The following is a 16,124-nucleotide window of genomic DNA, read 5'->3' as shown; positions in this document are numbered from 1 at the left end:
ATGACGACCGCACCTGCCCCCAACGCAATCGATTCTGCCGCCGGCCTCGCTGCCGATTACTGGCGCACCGACATCATCGACATCGAACCCGGCCGCATCCACGTACGCGGCTACCCGATCCAGGAGCTGATCGGCCAGATTGGTTTTGCAGAAATGATCTGGCTGATGCTGCGCGGCGAGTTGCCTGCCAAGCGTCAGGCTGCGCTGCTGGAAGCGGCGCTGGTGGCGTCCGTCGATCATGGCCCGCATGCGCCATCCATTGCGATTGCCAAGATGGCGACGAGCTGCGGCCTGCCGCTCAACGGTGCGATGGCGTCTGCGTTGAATGCGCTGGACGACGTGCACGGCGGGGCGGGGCAGCAGGCCGTCGAGCTGTTCCACGATATCGAGGCGCGCATGTTTGACGGGGCCTCGCTGGAGGCGGCTACGGCGACGGGTGTCGACGCGTTCATCGCGGCGCATGGCAAGTACCTGCCGGGCTTCGGGCATCGCTTCCACCCCGTCGACCCACGCGCGGTGCGCCTGCTTGCGTTGGTGGACGAGGCTGCGCAGGACGGCGTGGTCGGCGGGCGCTATGCCGCCATCGGCCGCGCCATCGAAGCATTGCTTTCCGGCCGCAAGGGCAAGCCGATCCCGATGAACATCGATGGCGCCACGGCTGTCATCTATGCAGAACTGGGTTTTGCGGCGCCGCTGGCGCGCGGCGTGTTCTGTCTCTCGCGGGCTGTTGGCATCCTGGCGCACGCCTGGGAGCAAAGCAGCCGCGGCGAGCGCAACAAGGGCCCGATGCCGCGCCAACTGCCGTATCGCTATACCGGTGAGGCGACGCGCCATCTGGCTGATTCCTACGCGACGGTTGTGCCATGACGTATTTCAACTGGCCCATTGTCGAGACGACCGTCTTTGCGGAGATGCCCGCCGCGCTGCGCCGCCCGGTGCCGACCGAATGGTCCCGCGCCAACAAGGGCGGGGCGCCGGTCGATTGCTTTCTGGAAGGGCCGTGCTGGGATGCGCACGGCAATCTGTGGCTGGTGGATATTCCGCATGGCCGCGTCCTGCGTGTTTCTGCGCAGGGCGATTGGGATGTGGTCGCGCAATACGACGGCGAACCGAACGGCCTGGCGCTCCGCCACGACGGCACGCTGCTGATTGCGGACTACAAGAATGGGTTGCTGTCGCTGGATCCCGCGACGGGCGCGGTCACGCCGTTCCTGACTCGCCGCAACAGCGAGCGCTTCAAAGGCCCTAATGATCTGATCGTCGCCCGCAACGGCGATGTGTATTTCACCGACCAAGGCCAGACGGGCCTGCATGACCCGACCGGCCGTGTGTATCGGCTGCGCACGGATGGGCGACTCGATTGCCTGCTGGCCAATGGCCCGAGCCCGAACGGTCTGGTGCTGACGCCAGACGAATCCGCGCTCTTCGTTGCCATGACGCGCGACAACGCCGTCTGGCGTTTGCCGCTGCTTGCTGACGGCAGCACGAGCAAGGTCGGCCGCTTCGCGCAGTTCTACGGCACCAGCGGCCCAGACGGCATGGCGATGGACGCCGCCGGCCACCTGTTCGTCGCGCATGCCTCGCTGGGCGCGGTGTTTGTCGTCTCGCCGCATGGTGAACCGCTGGCGCGCATCACGTCGTGCCGGGGGCGTACCACCACCAACGTTGCACTCGCGCCAGACGGGCAGTCGCTCGTCATCACCGAATCTGCCACGGGCACCGTATTGCGCGCCCGCTGGACCCCGCCGCACCACGACTGAGCCCAGATGCGGGCAGTCCCAGATGCCCGCGTTGTCCTACAGCTGTCCTACAAGCGAGGCCGGCCTCAGATCATCAAAATTCCCGCGTTTTTACCTTCCGCAGACGACCCTGCGCCACTTTTTGTCGCGCTGCAAAAAAGGAAGTGCGTGGCCCGTCCTTTCCCACCCAGGCAAGTATGTTTCCAGGTCGATTTTTGTATCGATTAGATTGACGTGTCTGTTTTAGAGATACAAACAAGTAGGAGTCGTCCTACAAAATCGCCATTTGACTGTAGGAGCGGTCCTACAAAACCAGCCGAAAGCGGGTCGGAACTGTCCTACAGGGCGTGTAGGAGTGGGTCAGAAGTGTCCTACAAGCGGTTAACCCGGCATCCGATGCTCACAGTCGCAGAAGTGCGACGTCTTCTTTGTCGATTTAAGACAACTTTAGGCAATTTAATTGCTATTTTTCGCCGTTCATTGGGGTAAATACGTGTCAAACGCCCGCTTTAGCGCATCGTCTACCCAGGGCTGTTGCGTCGGCAAAGGCTTCATTTGCAACGTTTATTAACAGATTTGTAGGAAAATCGCCTACAAGAGAACGGACTACCTCACCCCTCCGACGTAGGGGTCCCCCCTTCTTTACTTACCCCGGACGTAAACCCACAATGTGTTCAACAGAAAACAACTTCGCCATGTCTTTAGCGACGTGAGTAAGAAGGAGCAGGAAGTGCCGGCAACGGCGCCGACTGCAGGAACATCCGATCCGTGGGGATTGGTGAACAGCCCGGCGAGGGTAGGCGCAAAAAAATAGCGCCAACCGGACATCACCATGCGAGATCGGATGCAGGTTGTACTTTTACTGCACACGACGGGACGTACATGGACACGCAAGACATTGTTTCCGAGATCAGCGAACTGAATCTCACCTACTTGATGCTTGCCCAGCAGATGCTGGCCAAGGATCGCGATGCCGCACTGTTTCGCCTCGGCATCTCTGAAGAACTGGCTGACATCCTGCTGACGATGTCGCCCGCGCAGATCGTCAAGCTGGCCAGCACGAACATGATGCTGTGCCGCTTCCGCTTCGACGATCACGCCATCCTGGGTCTGGTGACCCAGCCGCACCGTGACAAGGGTCTGCAGCAATCGCAAATGTCGATCCTGCTGGCACGTCAGGCGGTTGAGCAGATCAGCTGAGCCATTTGCGGCGGCCTTTTCGCCGGGTTCAGAGATTGCACTTTGGATGAGTAGCAAGCGTAGCGGGAGCAGTGCCATGCGTCACACCAGCGTCATGAACGAAGTTCAGCAGATCCACCTCGCAGCGGAATTGATTTCGCTTGGTGCGCGCCTGCAACTGCTGGAACAGGAAACTACGCTCAGCCGTGAGCGTCTGGTCAAGCTGTACAAGGAAATCCGTGGGGAATCGCCGCCCAAGGGCATGCTGCCCTTCTCGGCAGACTGGTTCCTGACGTGGTCGCCGAACATCCATTCGTCGATCTTCCTGAACATCTACCGCTTTCTGGGCGAGAACAGCCGCAGCACTGGTGTGCGTCGCCTGATCTCCGCCTACAAGCTGTACCAGGAACATATTCACGTCCACGAACAGGAAGAGGTGCTCTCGATCACCCGTGCGTGGATGATGCTGAAGTTCTTCGAGGGAAAGATGCTGCACACCGTGAAGTGCAAGCGCTGCACCGGCCATTTTGTGGCCCACGCAGACGACCTGCACCATGATTTTGTGTGTGGTGTATGCCAGCCGCCGTCACGCGCAGGAAAGAAAAAGCGCGTCGCTGCTCCGGTTGATGCGATCGCAGAAAAGACGATCGACGCCTGATAACGGCATTGCAGGAACACGGGACTTGCAGAACCGCCGGGGGATGTACAAAAAGGGCGGACGGGAAATGCGGGTAGCAGTACGGGAAATACGGGAATAGCCGGCCAGATCGGCAGATAACAATACAAAGAACAAAAGAGCAAGGAACACAGAGCAGGAAAAGCACAGGGGCTCAGGCAGGACAAAAGGGGAAGGGGGTAGGCCGGTCGCAGGCAACTGCGGACCGGCATTTTTTTTGCCGCCGCGCGTAGAAAGACGGCCGAAAAGCCGGGACGGAGAGCGATTTCCGTCCCTTTTTCTTTGAATCGGCCTAGGGGGAAGCCCTCTTTGGGCCAGGTGGTGCTCAAGCCGCCCGTTTTGTTGCCGTTCTTGGTGAAGAAGGGCGCGGCGGCAGGGTTTTCCAAGCACCGCGCAGCAGCAAAACCCGGCGCTCAAGCCTTCAGTTAACCGGGGGGATGCCGTTATTCCCTCTTGTATTGATCGAAGGATCGCCCATTCAGGAGTTCGCCCCGTGTTAGTTGCCATCGGTTACATCGTGATTCTCGCCTCGGTGTTCGGCGGCTACATGCTGGCCGGAGGACACCTCGGGCCCTTGTTCCAGCCGACCGAACTGCTGATCATCTTCGGCGCCGGCATTGGCTCCTTCGTGGTCGGCAACGACAAAAAGGCCATCAACGCCACCGTCAAGGCGTTGCCGGGCCTGTTCAAGGGCTCGAAGTACACCAAGGCCCTCTATATGGAAGTGATGGCGCTGCTGTATGTGGTGCTGTCCAAGATCCGCCGCGAAGGGATGATGTCGATCGAAGCGGACATCGAGAACCCGCACGAAAGCACGCTGTTCGCCAATTACCCCGCTATCCAGGCAGATCACCACGCGCTGGATTTCATCTGCGATTACCTGCGCCTGATGGTGGGCGGCAACCTGAATCCGTTCCAGATCGAAGCGCTGATGGATCAGGAAATCGACACCCACCACCACGAAGCCGAACAACCCGCTCGCATCATCACCAAAGTTGGCGACGCCATGCCGGCCTTCGGCATCGTGGCCGCCGTGATGGGCGTGGTGCACACCATGGGCTCGGTCGGCCTGCCGCCGGCAGAGCTGGGCAAGCTGATCGCCTCGGCGTTGGTCGGTACGTTCCTCGGCATCTTGCTGGCGTACGGCTTCATCGGCCCCCTGGGTTCGCTGCTGGAGCAGCGCGCCGAAGAATCGACCAAGTTGTTCCAGTGCATCAAGGTGACGCTGCTGGCCAGCATGAACGGCTACGCCCCGGCCATCGCCGTGGAATTCGGCCGCAAGGTGCTGTTCTCGACCGAGCGCCCATCCTTTGCAGAACTGGAAGACCACGTGCGCGGCGCCAAAACGGCCTAGCGCTTGAACCTATGAGACAGAGCGCGGCCAACGAGCCGCGCCGCTAACGACGCAGCACAAACAGACGGGAACGGACCATGAGCAAGTCCAGCACGCCGACCTTCATTGTCATTCGGCGCAACAAGAAAAGCGGACACGGCCACCACGGTGGCGCGTGGAAGATCGCCTACGCCGATTTCGTGACCGCCATGATGGCGTTCTTCCTGCTGATGTGGCTGCTCAGCTCGGTGACCAAGGCCGAGCTGTCGTCGGTTGAAACGTATTTCCGCACGCCGCTAAAGGTGGCGCTGTTTGGCGGTGCCGGTTCGGGCGACCAGTCGAGCATCCTGCAGGGCAGCCCGTCCCTCAAGCAGAACGTGCCGCAGCCGAACCCGAGCCCGAGCCCGACGGTGCAGCGCCAGCGCAACATCCGCGATGAGTCGGACGATGCGGCGCTGAACAAGCTCAAGCAGAAGATTGCCGAGATGGTCGAGACGAACCCGGTGATGAGTCAGTTCAAGCACCAGTTGCTGATCGACATGACCACCGAAGGCCTGCGCATCCAGATCGTCGACCAGCAGAATCGCCCGATGTTTGCCAACGCCAGCGCCGAGGTGCAGCCCTACATGCGCACCATCCTGCGCGAGCTGGGCTCGGCGCTGAACGACGTGCCCAACCCGATCAGCCTGTCAGGCCACACCGACGCCACGCAATACGCCACGCAACAGGGCTACAGCAACTGGGAACTGTCGGCCGACCGCGCCAACGCATCGCGACGCGAGCTGGTGGCGGGCGGCATGAAGCCCGAGAAGGTCAGTCGTGTCGTGGGTCTGGAGGCATCGGTGCCGCTGGACAAGACGAATATCTATAACCCGATCAACCGCCGCATCAGCATCGTTGTGCTCAACGCACGCGCCGCTGAAGCCGTGCGCTCGGGTGGGGTCGAGCCGGTGGCCGACCTGCGCAATGACGGCAAAGACACGCTGACCGACGCCGCTGCACGTGCCACGGGTGTGGCCGATGCGGTAAGTGCGGGCAAGCCATAAAGAGCGCCGAGGGGAGAAACAGTCGATGAGCGAGAAACACATCCTGGTGGTGGACGATTCCACGTCGATCCGCCGCATGATTGCCACGTGCCTGCGCGAGTGCGGCTTTGTCGTGACGGAAGCCGGCGACGGCACCGCTGCGCTGGAAGCCGCACGCACGCTCGCGCAGGGCAGCCACCACCTTGTGATTACCGATCAGGTGATGCCGTCGATGGACGGCCTGACCCTTATCCGCGCGCTGCGCACACTGCCGGCCTACGCCGACACCCCGATCCTCATGCTGACCACCGAGGCTGACAGCACCATTCGCGATCAGGCACGCGCTGCCGGCGCAACGGGCTTTCTGCCCAAGCCGTTCGACCCGGATGGGCTGACAGATTCGGTGATGCAGTTGCTCGAATGGCACGCGCAGACCCACGGGTCTGCTTCGACGCATTAAACGACCGAGACGACAGATATGAACCTCGACCTTAGCCAGTTTTTCGGCGCCTTCTTCGAAGAGGCGGAAGAGCTGCTCGTCGACATGGAGCGGCTGCTGCTCAACCTCGATGTCGCCAACCCTTCTTCTGATGATCTGAACGCCATCTTCCGCTGCGCGCACTCCATCAAGGGTGGTGCTGCGACTTTCGGTTTCACGCATATGACGGAACTCACGCATGTGGCGGAATCGATTCTGGACCGCGCTCGCACCGGTACCCTGCAGCTGCGCGAAAACATGGTGGATGCCTTCCTGGAAACGAAAGACGTGTTGAAAAGCCAACTTGATGCCTATCGGCAAGAGCACCCAATCGATACGGCCACGCTCGAATACATGGTGGCCAAGCTCAACAGCCTGACCGCCGAGGAAGGCGCTCCTGTAGCCGCCGCGCCGGTGGCTGCGGCGCCCGTGGTGGCGACGCCCGAACCGGTGGCTGTACCGGAACCCGAGCCCGTGGTGGTTGAAGCGCCTGCGGCCGAAGCCGTGGGCGACATTGACGGCGGCCTGGACATCAAGCTCATCAATGTCTCGAACGAAGACTGTGAGCTGATCGTCACCGAACTCAAGCATCTGGGCACCGTGCTGCGCCACGCGCGCACCGGCCGCAACAGCGACATCGTGCTGCAGACCACCTGCACCGCCGACGACATCATCGCGGTGAGCTGCTTCATCATCGATGCGGACCAGATCGTCATCACGCCGCACGTGGGTGGCGCGGCGCCGGCCGCGGCTGAAGCCGCTGCGCCGGCTCAGGCCCTTTCCGCCGCACCGACGCCCGCAGCCGCGCAGACGGAAGTGCACGCCCCCGCTGCCAACGAAGCTGCGCCGGCTCAGGCGGTTGCCGCTGCGGCCGCCCCGGCGCTGGCACGCCCGGCCGCTGCTGACCACAAGCCGGCCGTGGCCGCCGAAACGTCGATCCGCGTGGGCGTGGAAAAGGTCGACCAGCTTATTAACCTGGTAGGCGAACTTGTCATCACGCAGGCCATGCTGGCGCAGACCGCGCAGGCCTTCGACCCGGTGCTTAACGAACGCCTGTTTGCCGGCCTGTCGCAGCTCACGCGCAATGCGCGCGACCTGCAAGAGGCCGCCATGTCCATCCGCATGATGCCGATGGATTACGTGTTCAACCGCTTCCCGCGCCTGGTGCGCGACCTGGCGCACAAGCTGGGCAAGCAGGTCGAGCTGTCGACGTTCGGCAAGTCGACCGAACTGGACAAGGGCCTGATCGAACGGATCATCGATCCGCTCACGCACTTGGTGCGCAACAGCCTGGACCACGGTATCGAACTGCCCGAAGCTCGCGTGGCCGCCGGCAAGGATGCCACCGGCCAGCTGCTGCTGTCTGCTGCCCATCAGGGCGGCAACATCGTTATCGAAGTGAGCGACGACGGCCAGGGCCTGAACCGCGACAAGATCCTCAAGAAGGCGCGCGAGCGCGGCCTGCCCGTGTCGGACAACATGACCGACGACGAGATCAACCAGCTCATCTTCGCGCCGGGCTTCTCTACGGCTGACCAGGTGACGGACGTGTCGGGCCGCGGCGTTGGCATGGATGTGGTCAAGCAGAACATCCAGTCGATGGGCGGCTACGTCGAGATCCAGTCGCAGAAGGGCAAGGGCACGACCATCCGTATCGTGCTGCCGCTCACGCTGGCGATCCTGGACGGCATGTCGGTCAAGACCGGTGAAGAAGTGTTCATCCTCCCGCTGTCGTGCGTGGCCGAATCGCTGCAACCGCGTCCGGAAGATATCAAGGCTGTGCCGGGCGGCGGTCGCCTGCTCAAGGTGCGCAACGAATACCTGACGCTGGTGCCGATGTACGAACGCTTCCGCATCACGCCAACGCTGCCCGATCCTTCGGAAGGCATCGTCGTGATCCTGGATTCGGAGGGCAAGAAGATCGCGCTGCAGGTCGACGAGCTGGTTGGCCAGCAACAGGTGGTGGTCAAGAACCTCGAGACGAACTACCGCCGCGTGCCGGGCATCTCGGGCGCGACCATCCTGGGCGATGGCAGCGTTGCGCTGATCGTCGACGTGTCGGCCCTGATGCGCGAGACGCGCTCGGGCCATTCAGAAAACGCGGTGCGTGCCGTTACTGCCGAAAAGCACGAGACGGGCGAAACACAGGGCGGTCGTTTCTCGACCGAGGCGATGGCCGCGGCATAAGCGTTCACGCCTGGCAGGGTGGGATCCACCACCACAACGAATTCAATCTAGTGGCCCGACGGGGCCGAGGGGAGCCGCAATGGAAGTCAAGAAACACGTGATCGGCGAAGACACCGGCGGGGAGGAGTACCTGGCCTTCACGCTGGGCCGCGAGGAATACGGCATCGACATCCTGAAGGTGCAGGAGATCCGCGGCTACGAGACCGTCACGCGCATTGCCAATGCGCCCGATTTCATCAAGGGTGTGATCAACCTGCGCGGCATCATCGTGCCGATCGTTGATCTGCGCATCAAATTCCAGCTCGAGCGCGTCGAATACAACCAGTACACCGTCGTCATCATCCTGAACCTGATGGACCGCGTGGTCGGCATCGTCGTGGATGGTGTGTCGGACGTGCTGACGCTGCAAAGCCAGCAGATCAAGCCGGCGCCGGAATTCTCGGGCGCGCTGGACACGGAATACATCCGTGGCCTGGGTTCGATCGACGAGCGCATGCTGATCCTGGTGGACATCGAGCGCCTGCTGATGTCGGCCGACATGGCACTGTGCGACGAAGCGGAAGCCGCCTGATCGCGACATGAATCCGGCCGGGGCACGGCGTAAGTGCTCATGGCAAATGAAGGCCGGGCCGAAGGGGCCCGGTGGGCGACAAGACACCGTAACAATTGGTGCGGCGCCGTTAGGGGAGGGAAGCATGTTCAGCAAGATGACCATCCGGCTCCGTTTGGGGCTGATGATGGCGGGCATTGGTGTGCTCGCCGTTATCGTGGGCGTGACGGGCCTGATCGGCATGCGACACGCCAACACCCGCGTGCAGGACGGCTATGCCGTGCAATTGGCGGGCACCGTGGCATTGGCTGAATCCGATTCCAACCTCCTGAGCTTCCGCATCGTGCTCGATCGCGCAGCCATGGCGCCCAACGCGCCCGGCACGGAAAAGACGATCGAGCGCGCAAAGATGTTCCTCGACAAGTCCGACGCCGCCTGGAAGCGCTACCGCGCGCTGCCCACCACGGCAGATGAACGCAAGCTGGCCGACGAGGCCCAGGGCCTGCGCGACGTCTTCCTGCGTGATGGCGCACAGGTGCTGATGCAAGCGCTGCAGGCGCACGATGAAGCGCGCATCAACAAGACGGTCATGGACGTCATGCCCGCGTTGTACCGCCCCCTTGGCGACAAGGTGACGGCGCTCAACCGCCTGCAGATGGACGCGGCCAAAGCCAGCTACGAAGCCAGCCAGGCCGAGCACCACGCGCTGAGCACCCTCACGACGGGTCTGCTGTTGGGCGGAATTCTGGTGGGCGGGCTGCTGACGTGGGCGCTGCGCCGTTCGATCACGCTGCCGCTGATGCGCGCCATTGAACAGGCCGAGCACATCACGCAGGGCGACCTCACGCACACCATTCAGGTGGACCGCGCCGATGAAACCGGCCGCCTGCTGCAGGCACTGCAACGCATGCAGGAAAGCCTGCAGAAGATGGTGGGGCAGGTGCGCTCGGGTTCCGACTCGATTGCCAGTGCCACGCAACAGATTGCCGCTGGCAATGCCGATCTGTCGCAGCGCACCGAGCAGCAGGCTTCGGCGCTGGAAGAAACCGCGTCGAGCATGGAAGAGCTGACGAGCATCGTGCGCCAGAACGCCGACAACGCGCGCCAGGCCAGCACGCTGGCGGGCAACGCCTCGGACATTGCCGTCAAGGGCGGCGAAGTGGTGGGCCGTGTGGTGGATACCATGGCCGGCATCAACGACAGCAGCAAGAAGATTGCCGACATCATCGGCGTGATTGAAGGCATTGCCTTCCAGACCAACATCCTGGCGCTGAATGCGGCGGTGGAAGCTGCACGCGCCGGTGAGCAGGGCCGCGGCTTTGTGGTGGTGGCGGGCGAGGTGCGCAGCCTGGCGCAGCGCTCGGCCACGGCAGCCAAGGAAATCAAGGAGCTGATCAGCGATTCGGTTGGCCGCGTTGAAAACGGCACCACGCTGGTGGCCGAAGCGGGCAGCGTGATCGACGAGGTGGTCGTTGCCGTGAAGCGCGTGACCGACATCATGGGCGAGATCAGCTCCGCATCGGACGAACAGAGCGCCGGCATCGAGCAGATCAACCAGGCCGTTACGCAGATGGACGAAGGCACGCAGCAGAACGCTGCGCTGGTGGAGCAAGCCGCTGCAGCCGCCATGTCGCTGCAGGAACAGGCCAGCGGGCTGCGCCAAGCTGTGGCGGCGTTCCGGACGCCGGCCGGTGCACAGGCAAACGCAGTGTCCACCGTGCCGATGGCCGCGCGTGCGGCTGCCAAGCCGGCGCCCCAAGCCAAGGCCGCGCCGCGCCGCGCCGCCAAGCCGAAGGCTGCGGCACGCAATACCGCTGAACCCATCGCGCAGGCCGCGGCTGCAACTGCAGCGCCGGCCAGCGCCAAAGAACAACAACGCGAGCGCACCGCCGCCGCTGCCGTGAGCAAAGCGGCTGCGTCAGCGCCCAAGTTGCCCGTACCCAAGCTCGTTGCCGCAGGCGGCGACGATAGCGACTGGGAGACCTTTTGACCATGTATGCACGGGATCTTCGCTGCTCGCGAAAGCTCTCTCGTGTGTGTTTGTGGTGTGCAGCCTGCCCTCCGGGGCAGGTTTTTTTTTGCCTGGGCTAGTGCCTGCTGAAGCCGGGGTGACCCCCCACTGAAGTGGCATGACCCCACGGCGGTTCTAAAGAGCCGTCCCCCGCAGGCCGATAGCGGTTAGGGGGCATATAAAAAACAGGAAGAGGTAGACAACATGGGTTGGATCAAGCGGTTGCCGGTGTCCACGGTACTTACCGGTGGTTTCCTGATCGTGGCGGCCATGGGTGCGGCCATTGGCGGGTTGGGCATCTACACGATCACGCAGTTGACCAAAGCGAGCGAAGAACTGGCGCAAAAGCAGATGCGCGCCATCACGCAGATGGGCAGCGCGGCCAACAGCCTGGCGCATGCCAGCCGTGCGCAGACGGCGCTGCTGATCGCCACCACGCTCACCGAGCGCAAGACGCTCAGCACGCAGATTGCCGACAGCATGCAGCACCTGAAAGACGGTGTGGAGAACGTGCGCCCGCTGTTCACGTCGGACGAAGGCAAGAAGATGATCCGCGAAGTCGATGCGATCTACCCCGTCTGGGGCAAGCGCATGACCGATTTCGTGGCGCTGATGGACAAGCAGGGCCTGGACCCGACCCAGTTCGACAGCCGCGTCACGGCCGAAAACGTCGGCCTGCTGGACGACACCGCTGCGTTTGAAAAGACGCTCGACAAGATGGTCAAGCGTGTGGAGGAGGTCTCTGCCGCGTCCACCGTCAAGGCCCGCGACGACGCTCAGCGCTCGCGCCTGGTGATGATCGTGATGGCCTGCGCGGGTGCGCTGCTCGGCATCGTGCTGGGTCTGGTCATTGCGCGTCGGCTGTCGCGCCAATTGGGCGGCGAGCCCTCGTACGCGGCCGAGATTGCCCGCCGCATTGCCGCCGGCGACTTGGCCGTGCACGTGCAGACTCGCCCCGGCGACCATGACAGCATGCTCTTCGCCATGGCGCAGATGCAGCAACAATTGACCGGCACGATCACCAACATCAAGAGTTCGGCCGACTCCATCGCTAGCGCCACCAAGCAGATCGCAGCCGGCAATGCCGACCTGTCGCAGCGCACGGAAGAGCAGGCCTCGTCGCTGGAGGAAACTGCCTCCAGCATGGAAGAACTCACCAGCATCGTGAAGCAGAACGCCGACAACGCGCGCCAGGCCAGCCAACTGGCGGGCAGCGCCTCGAACATCGCCGTCAAGGGCGGTGAAGTGGTGGGCCGCGTGGTCGAAACCATGGCCGGCATCAACGCCAGCAGCAAGAAAATCGCCGACATCATCGGCGTGATCGAGGGCATTGCCTTCCAGACCAACATCCTCGCCCTGAATGCCGCGGTGGAAGCCGCGCGCGCGGGCGAGCAGGGCCGCGGCTTTGCGGTGGTGGCGGGCGAGGTGCGCAGCCTGGCGCAACGCTCGGCCACGGCGGCCAAGGAAATCAAGGAGCTGATTGGCGATTCGGTGGGCCGTGTGCGCAACGGGTCGGCCCTGGTGGCCGAAGCCGGCACGGTGATCGAAGAAGTGGTGGTTGCCGTGCGCCGGGTGACCGACATCATGGGCGAGATTTCCGCCGCGTCGGATGAGCAAAGCTCCGGTATCGAACAGGTCAACCAGGCCGTGAACCAGATGGACGAGGTCACGCAGCAGAACGCCGCGCTGGTGGAGCAAGCCGCCGCTGCCGCTTTGTCGCTGGAAGAACAGGCGCAACTGCTGCGCAATGCCGTGGCGACGTTCCGCACCGATGCCTCGGCCGAGCTGGCCGTGGCGGCGCCGACTGCCGTTTCGGCGCCGGCCGTCCGCAGCGCGGCCCGCCCGGAAAAGACCGAAGTGGTGCCCTCGGTGGCGCGCGCTCTGGCTTCGCGCAAGGTGGCCAAGCCGCCAGTGACGCCGGAGGCAGCACCGGAACAGGCTCCCGCCGCACAAACGGAAAAAGCGCCCCAGGAAGCACATGCCCCGGTTGCACCGGTGGCTGCGGTTGTGGTTTCGGCCGCCGTTTCCGAGGCTGTCGTCGCCCCGACCCTCAAGCTGGCCTCGGGTTCTGCCGATGAAGATGATTGGAGCACCTTCTGACGCCAGCCTCGCCAACAGCAAACTTGGCGCGGCCTGCGGTAACGGTGCCAGCCAACGACTGAAAGCGGGCATCAAGACTCGCCAAACACGGGGTTAGTTATCCATGGCAGCACAAAACTTGGCGCCAGTTTCGCCGACGCTCGCGTCGCGCGAGTTTTCATTCACGGCCGAAGATTTCGGCCGCATCCGCGACCTGATCTACCGCCGCGTTGGTATTTCGCTGTCGGACCGCAAGAGTGAAATGGTCTACAGCCGCTTGGCCCGCCGCCTGCGCGTGGTCAACCTCGGCTCGTTCCGCGATTATCTGGATGCCCTGGAAAAGGGCCAACTGCCCGACGAGTGGGAAGCCTTTACCAACGCACTGACCACCAACCTAACCGCGTTCTTCCGCGAGCAGCATCACTTCCCGATCCTGCACGAGCACGCCAAGGCCAAGCGCACGCCGTTCACCGTGTGGTGCTCGGCATCGTCGACCGGCGAAGAGCCGTACTCGATCGCCATCACGCTGGCCGAAGCCTTTGGTTCGATGTCGCCCAGCCAGGTGAGCGTGGTTGCCTCGGATGTGGATACCAACGCGCTGGCCCGTGCACGTGCCGGCATCTATCCGATGGAGCGAGTCGCGGCCCTGTCGCCCGAGCGCCTGAAAAAGTATTTCCTGCGCGGCACCGGCAAGCAGGAGGGCTACGCACGCGTGCGGCCCGAGCTGCAGGCCATGATCGACTTCCGCCAGATCAACCTGCTCGACCGCGATTGGCCGCTGCAGCAGAAGTTCGACGTGATCTTCTGCCGCAACGTGATGATCTATTTCGACAAGCCCACGCAGGCCAAGATTCTTGAGCATTTCATCGACGTGATGAAACCCGATGGCCTGCTGTTTGCCGGCCATTCGGAGAGCTTCCTGCAGGTCACCAAGGCGTGGTCGCTGCGCGGCAAGACCGTGTACGAAATCGCGCCCGAGCTGCGCGCCAAGATGGGGGCACGATGATCGAATTCGGCAAACGCGCGACCCTGCAATCGGCGGCCGACGCCGTGCGCAGCGATAGCGGCATGAGCAGCGGCATGAGCGCTGGCGCCATGGCCACGCTCGCGCAATCGGCCGCCAGCACCCACGCGTACTACGACACCACCTTCGGCCGGCGCGCCATGAAAGTGCTGCCCGGCGAGTATTCCGTCACCACCGAAGACCTGATGCTGGTCACGGTGCTCGGCTCGTGCGTCTCCGCTTGCGTGCGCGACAAGACCCTCGGCATTGGCGGCATGAACCACTTCATGCTGCCCTCGCGCAACGAGGGGGAATCGATCCTGTCGCCATCCATGCGCTATGGCACGCACGCCATGGAAGTGCTGCTCAACCAGCTCTACAAGGCAGGCGCCAAGCGTGAGCGCCTCGAGATCAAGGTATTTGGCGGCGCCGCCGTGCTGGCCGGCATGAGCACGCTTGACGTGGGCGAGCGCAACGGCAAGTTCGTGCTCGAATTCCTGCGCAATGAAGGCCTGACGGTGGCCGCCAAAGATCTCTTTGACGTACACCCGCGCAAGGTGTATTTCGTACCGTCCACCGGCCAGATCATGGTGCGCAAGCTGCGCTCGCAAAACACGGCGGCCGAGCTGGACAGCGAGGCGCAATACGCCAGCAAGCTGTCGAAGTCCATCACGACGAAGCCTGCCTCGCGCCTGCAACTCTTCACTTAATCCCTGAAACTTGCTCCCGAACATGAACGACAAACGCAAGATTCAGGTGCTGTGCATCGACGATTCCGCACTGATCCGCAGCATCCTGAAGGAGATCATCAACAGCCAACCGGACATGGAAGTGGTGGGTGTGGCGCCCGATCCGATCATCGCGCGCGACCTCATCAAGCAGACCAATCCGGACGTGCTCACGCTGGACGTCGAAATGCCGAAGATGGACGGCCTCGACTTCCTGGAAAAGCTCATGCGCCTGCGCCCGACGCCGGTGGTCATGATCTCTTCGCTGACCGAGCGCGGCTCTGAAGCCACGCTGCGCGCGCTGGAGCTGGGCGCGGTGGATTTTGTCGCCAAGCCCAAGCTGGGCATGCGCGACGGCATGAACGAATACGCCGACCAGATCGCCGACAAGATCCGCACGGCGGCCCGGGCAAAGCTGCGTCCGCGCACTGCCGCCCCGGTTGCGGTGGCGGGCTCGGCAACCGCACCCGCACCCAGCGCACACGTTCGCGCGGAGCACGCACCGGCAACCGCAGCGCCTGCGCGTACCCATTTCTCGTCGACGGAAAAGCTCATCATCGTGGGCGCTTCCACCGGCGGCACCGAGGCCATCAAGGATTTCTTGCTGGAAATGCCACCCGATTGCCCCGGCATCCTGATCGTGCAGCACATGCCGGCGGGTTTCACCACGTCGTTCGCCAAGCGGCTGGACGGCCTGTGCCGCATCCGCGTGAAAGAAGCCGTGCACGGCGAGCGTGTGCTGCCCGGCCACGCCTACATTGCCCCGGGCGACATGCACCTATCGCTCGGCCGCAGCGGCGCCAACTACGTCACCGAGCTGGATCAGGGGCCGCCAGTCAACCGCCATCGCCCGGCGGTGGATGTGCTGTTCCGCTCCGCTGCGCGCAATGCCGGGGCCAACGCCCTGGGCGTCATCCTCACCGGCATGGGCAAGGACGGCGCGGTCGGCATGCTGGAAATGCGCAACGCGGGTGCCTATAACGTTGCCCAGGACGAGGCGTCCTGCGTGGTCTACGGCATGCCCAAAGAGGCGGTGGCCCACGGCGGCGTGCACGAAGTCCTGCCGCTGTCGCAGATCGGCCCGCATGTGCTGGCCAAGCTGTCAGCCCATGGCCGTGTGACGCGGGTATAACGCA

14 protein-coding genes are annotated in these 16,124 nt (G+C 63.3%); all 14 read left to right on the top strand.

Going from position 1 to position 16,124, the window contains the following annotated elements; translation table 11 throughout:
* The 14 genes from NKG59_RS02895 (at nucleotide 1) to NKG59_RS02830 (ending at nucleotide 16,120) form a co-directional block, all read left to right on the top strand.
* Entirely contained in the window at nucleotides 1–867 is an 867-nt protein-coding gene (locus tag NKG59_RS02895) for a citryl-CoA lyase (RefSeq protein ID WP_253535064.1), read from the top strand.
* On the top strand, nucleotides 864–1,760 hold the full coding sequence (locus NKG59_RS02890; protein WP_253535062.1) for an SMP-30/gluconolactonase/LRE family protein: 897 nt from the start codon (nucleotides 864–866) through the stop codon (nucleotides 1,758–1,760). Before NKG59_RS02895 ends, NKG59_RS02890 begins: the two co-directional genes overlap by 4 nt.
* An 861-nt stretch (nucleotides 1,761–2,621) precedes the next feature.
* Nucleotides 2,622–2,939, top strand: coding sequence for a flagellar transcriptional regulator FlhD (gene flhD / locus NKG59_RS02885; protein WP_004627783.1), 318 nt, complete (start codon nucleotides 2,622–2,624; stop codon nucleotides 2,937–2,939).
* Nucleotides 2,940–3,015: 76 nt separating this feature from the next.
* Nucleotides 3,016–3,576: a flagellar transcriptional regulator FlhC gene (gene flhC, locus NKG59_RS02880; protein WP_027679319.1), complete on the top strand. Its 561-nt coding sequence runs from the start codon at nucleotides 3,016–3,018 to the stop codon at nucleotides 3,574–3,576.
* Between the two features lie 511 nt (nucleotides 3,577–4,087).
* Complete coding sequence (motA, locus tag NKG59_RS02875; protein ID WP_045201956.1) at nucleotides 4,088–4,948, top strand: flagellar motor stator protein MotA; 861 nt, start codon at nucleotides 4,088–4,090, stop codon at nucleotides 4,946–4,948.
* Nucleotides 4,949–5,025: 77 nt separating this feature from the next.
* Complete coding sequence (gene motB / locus NKG59_RS02870) at nucleotides 5,026–5,973, top strand: flagellar motor protein MotB (protein WP_045201954.1); 948 nt, start codon at nucleotides 5,026–5,028, stop codon at nucleotides 5,971–5,973.
* 25 nt (nucleotides 5,974–5,998) lie between these two features.
* A complete protein-coding gene (locus NKG59_RS02865; RefSeq protein ID WP_024978410.1) occupies nucleotides 5,999–6,412 on the top strand; it encodes a response regulator in 414 nt (137 codons plus the stop codon).
* A gap of 18 nt (nucleotides 6,413–6,430) precedes the next feature.
* Complete coding sequence (gene cheA / locus NKG59_RS02860; RefSeq protein WP_253535059.1) at nucleotides 6,431–8,617, top strand: chemotaxis protein CheA; 2,187 nt, start codon at nucleotides 6,431–6,433, stop codon at nucleotides 8,615–8,617.
* A gap of 79 nt (nucleotides 8,618–8,696) precedes the next feature.
* Nucleotides 8,697–9,188: a chemotaxis protein CheW gene (locus NKG59_RS02855; protein ID WP_045201950.1), complete on the top strand. Its 492-nt coding sequence runs from the start codon at nucleotides 8,697–8,699 to the stop codon at nucleotides 9,186–9,188.
* 124 nt (nucleotides 9,189–9,312) lie between these two features.
* Complete coding sequence (locus tag NKG59_RS02850) at nucleotides 9,313–11,157, top strand: methyl-accepting chemotaxis protein (RefSeq protein ID WP_253535057.1); 1,845 nt, start codon at nucleotides 9,313–9,315, stop codon at nucleotides 11,155–11,157.
* 225 nt (nucleotides 11,158–11,382) lie between these two features.
* Entirely contained in the window at nucleotides 11,383–13,278 is a 1,896-nt protein-coding gene (locus NKG59_RS02845; protein WP_253535054.1) for a methyl-accepting chemotaxis protein, read from the top strand.
* A gap of 103 nt (nucleotides 13,279–13,381) precedes the next feature.
* Nucleotides 13,382–14,263, top strand: coding sequence for a CheR family methyltransferase (locus NKG59_RS02840; protein ID WP_253535052.1), 882 nt, complete (start codon nucleotides 13,382–13,384; stop codon nucleotides 14,261–14,263).
* Between the two features lie 89 nt (nucleotides 14,264–14,352).
* A complete protein-coding gene (gene cheD / locus NKG59_RS02835; protein ID WP_045202244.1) occupies nucleotides 14,353–14,970 on the top strand; it encodes a chemoreceptor glutamine deamidase CheD in 618 nt (205 codons plus the stop codon).
* 22 nt (nucleotides 14,971–14,992) lie between these two features.
* Nucleotides 14,993–16,120 carry a protein-glutamate methylesterase/protein-glutamine glutaminase gene (locus NKG59_RS02830; RefSeq protein ID WP_253535050.1) on the top strand — a complete coding sequence of 376 codons (1,128 nt, stop codon included), beginning with the start codon at nucleotides 14,993–14,995 and terminating at the stop codon, nucleotides 16,118–16,120.
* Nucleotides 16,121–16,124 lie beyond the last annotated feature (4 nt).

This window comes from Ralstonia chuxiongensis (genome assembly GCF_024158925.1).
In the GTDB taxonomy this organism is placed as follows: domain Bacteria; phylum Pseudomonadota; class Gammaproteobacteria; order Burkholderiales; family Burkholderiaceae; genus Ralstonia; species Ralstonia chuxiongensis.
The sequence above is the reverse complement of the archived record's forward strand: the minus strand, read 5'-3'. Positions and strand labels throughout refer to the sequence as shown.

Coding starts and splice junctions, on each gene's coding strand:
- NKG59_RS02895 (WP_253535064.1), top strand. CDS start 1: ATGACGACCGCACCTGCCCCCAACGCAATCGATTCTGCCGCCGGCCTC.
- NKG59_RS02890 (WP_253535062.1), top strand. CDS start 864: ATGACGTATTTCAACTGGCCCATTGTCGAGACGACCGTCTTTGCGGAG.
- flhD (WP_004627783.1), top strand. CDS start 2,622: ATGGACACGCAAGACATTGTTTCCGAGATCAGCGAACTGAATCTCACC.
- flhC (WP_027679319.1), top strand. CDS start 3,016: ATGCGTCACACCAGCGTCATGAACGAAGTTCAGCAGATCCACCTCGCA.
- motB (WP_045201954.1), top strand. CDS start 5,026: ATGAGCAAGTCCAGCACGCCGACCTTCATTGTCATTCGGCGCAACAAG.
- NKG59_RS02865 (WP_024978410.1), top strand. CDS start 5,999: ATGAGCGAGAAACACATCCTGGTGGTGGACGATTCCACGTCGATCCGC.
- cheA (WP_253535059.1), top strand. CDS start 6,431: ATGAACCTCGACCTTAGCCAGTTTTTCGGCGCCTTCTTCGAAGAGGCG.
- NKG59_RS02855 (WP_045201950.1), top strand. CDS start 8,697: ATGGAAGTCAAGAAACACGTGATCGGCGAAGACACCGGCGGGGAGGAG.
- NKG59_RS02850 (WP_253535057.1), top strand. CDS start 9,313: ATGTTCAGCAAGATGACCATCCGGCTCCGTTTGGGGCTGATGATGGCG.
- NKG59_RS02845 (WP_253535054.1), top strand. CDS start 11,383: ATGGGTTGGATCAAGCGGTTGCCGGTGTCCACGGTACTTACCGGTGGT.
- NKG59_RS02840 (WP_253535052.1), top strand. CDS start 13,382: ATGGCAGCACAAAACTTGGCGCCAGTTTCGCCGACGCTCGCGTCGCGC.
- cheD (WP_045202244.1), top strand. CDS start 14,353: ATGGCCACGCTCGCGCAATCGGCCGCCAGCACCCACGCGTACTACGAC.
- NKG59_RS02830 (WP_253535050.1), top strand. CDS start 14,993: ATGAACGACAAACGCAAGATTCAGGTGCTGTGCATCGACGATTCCGCA.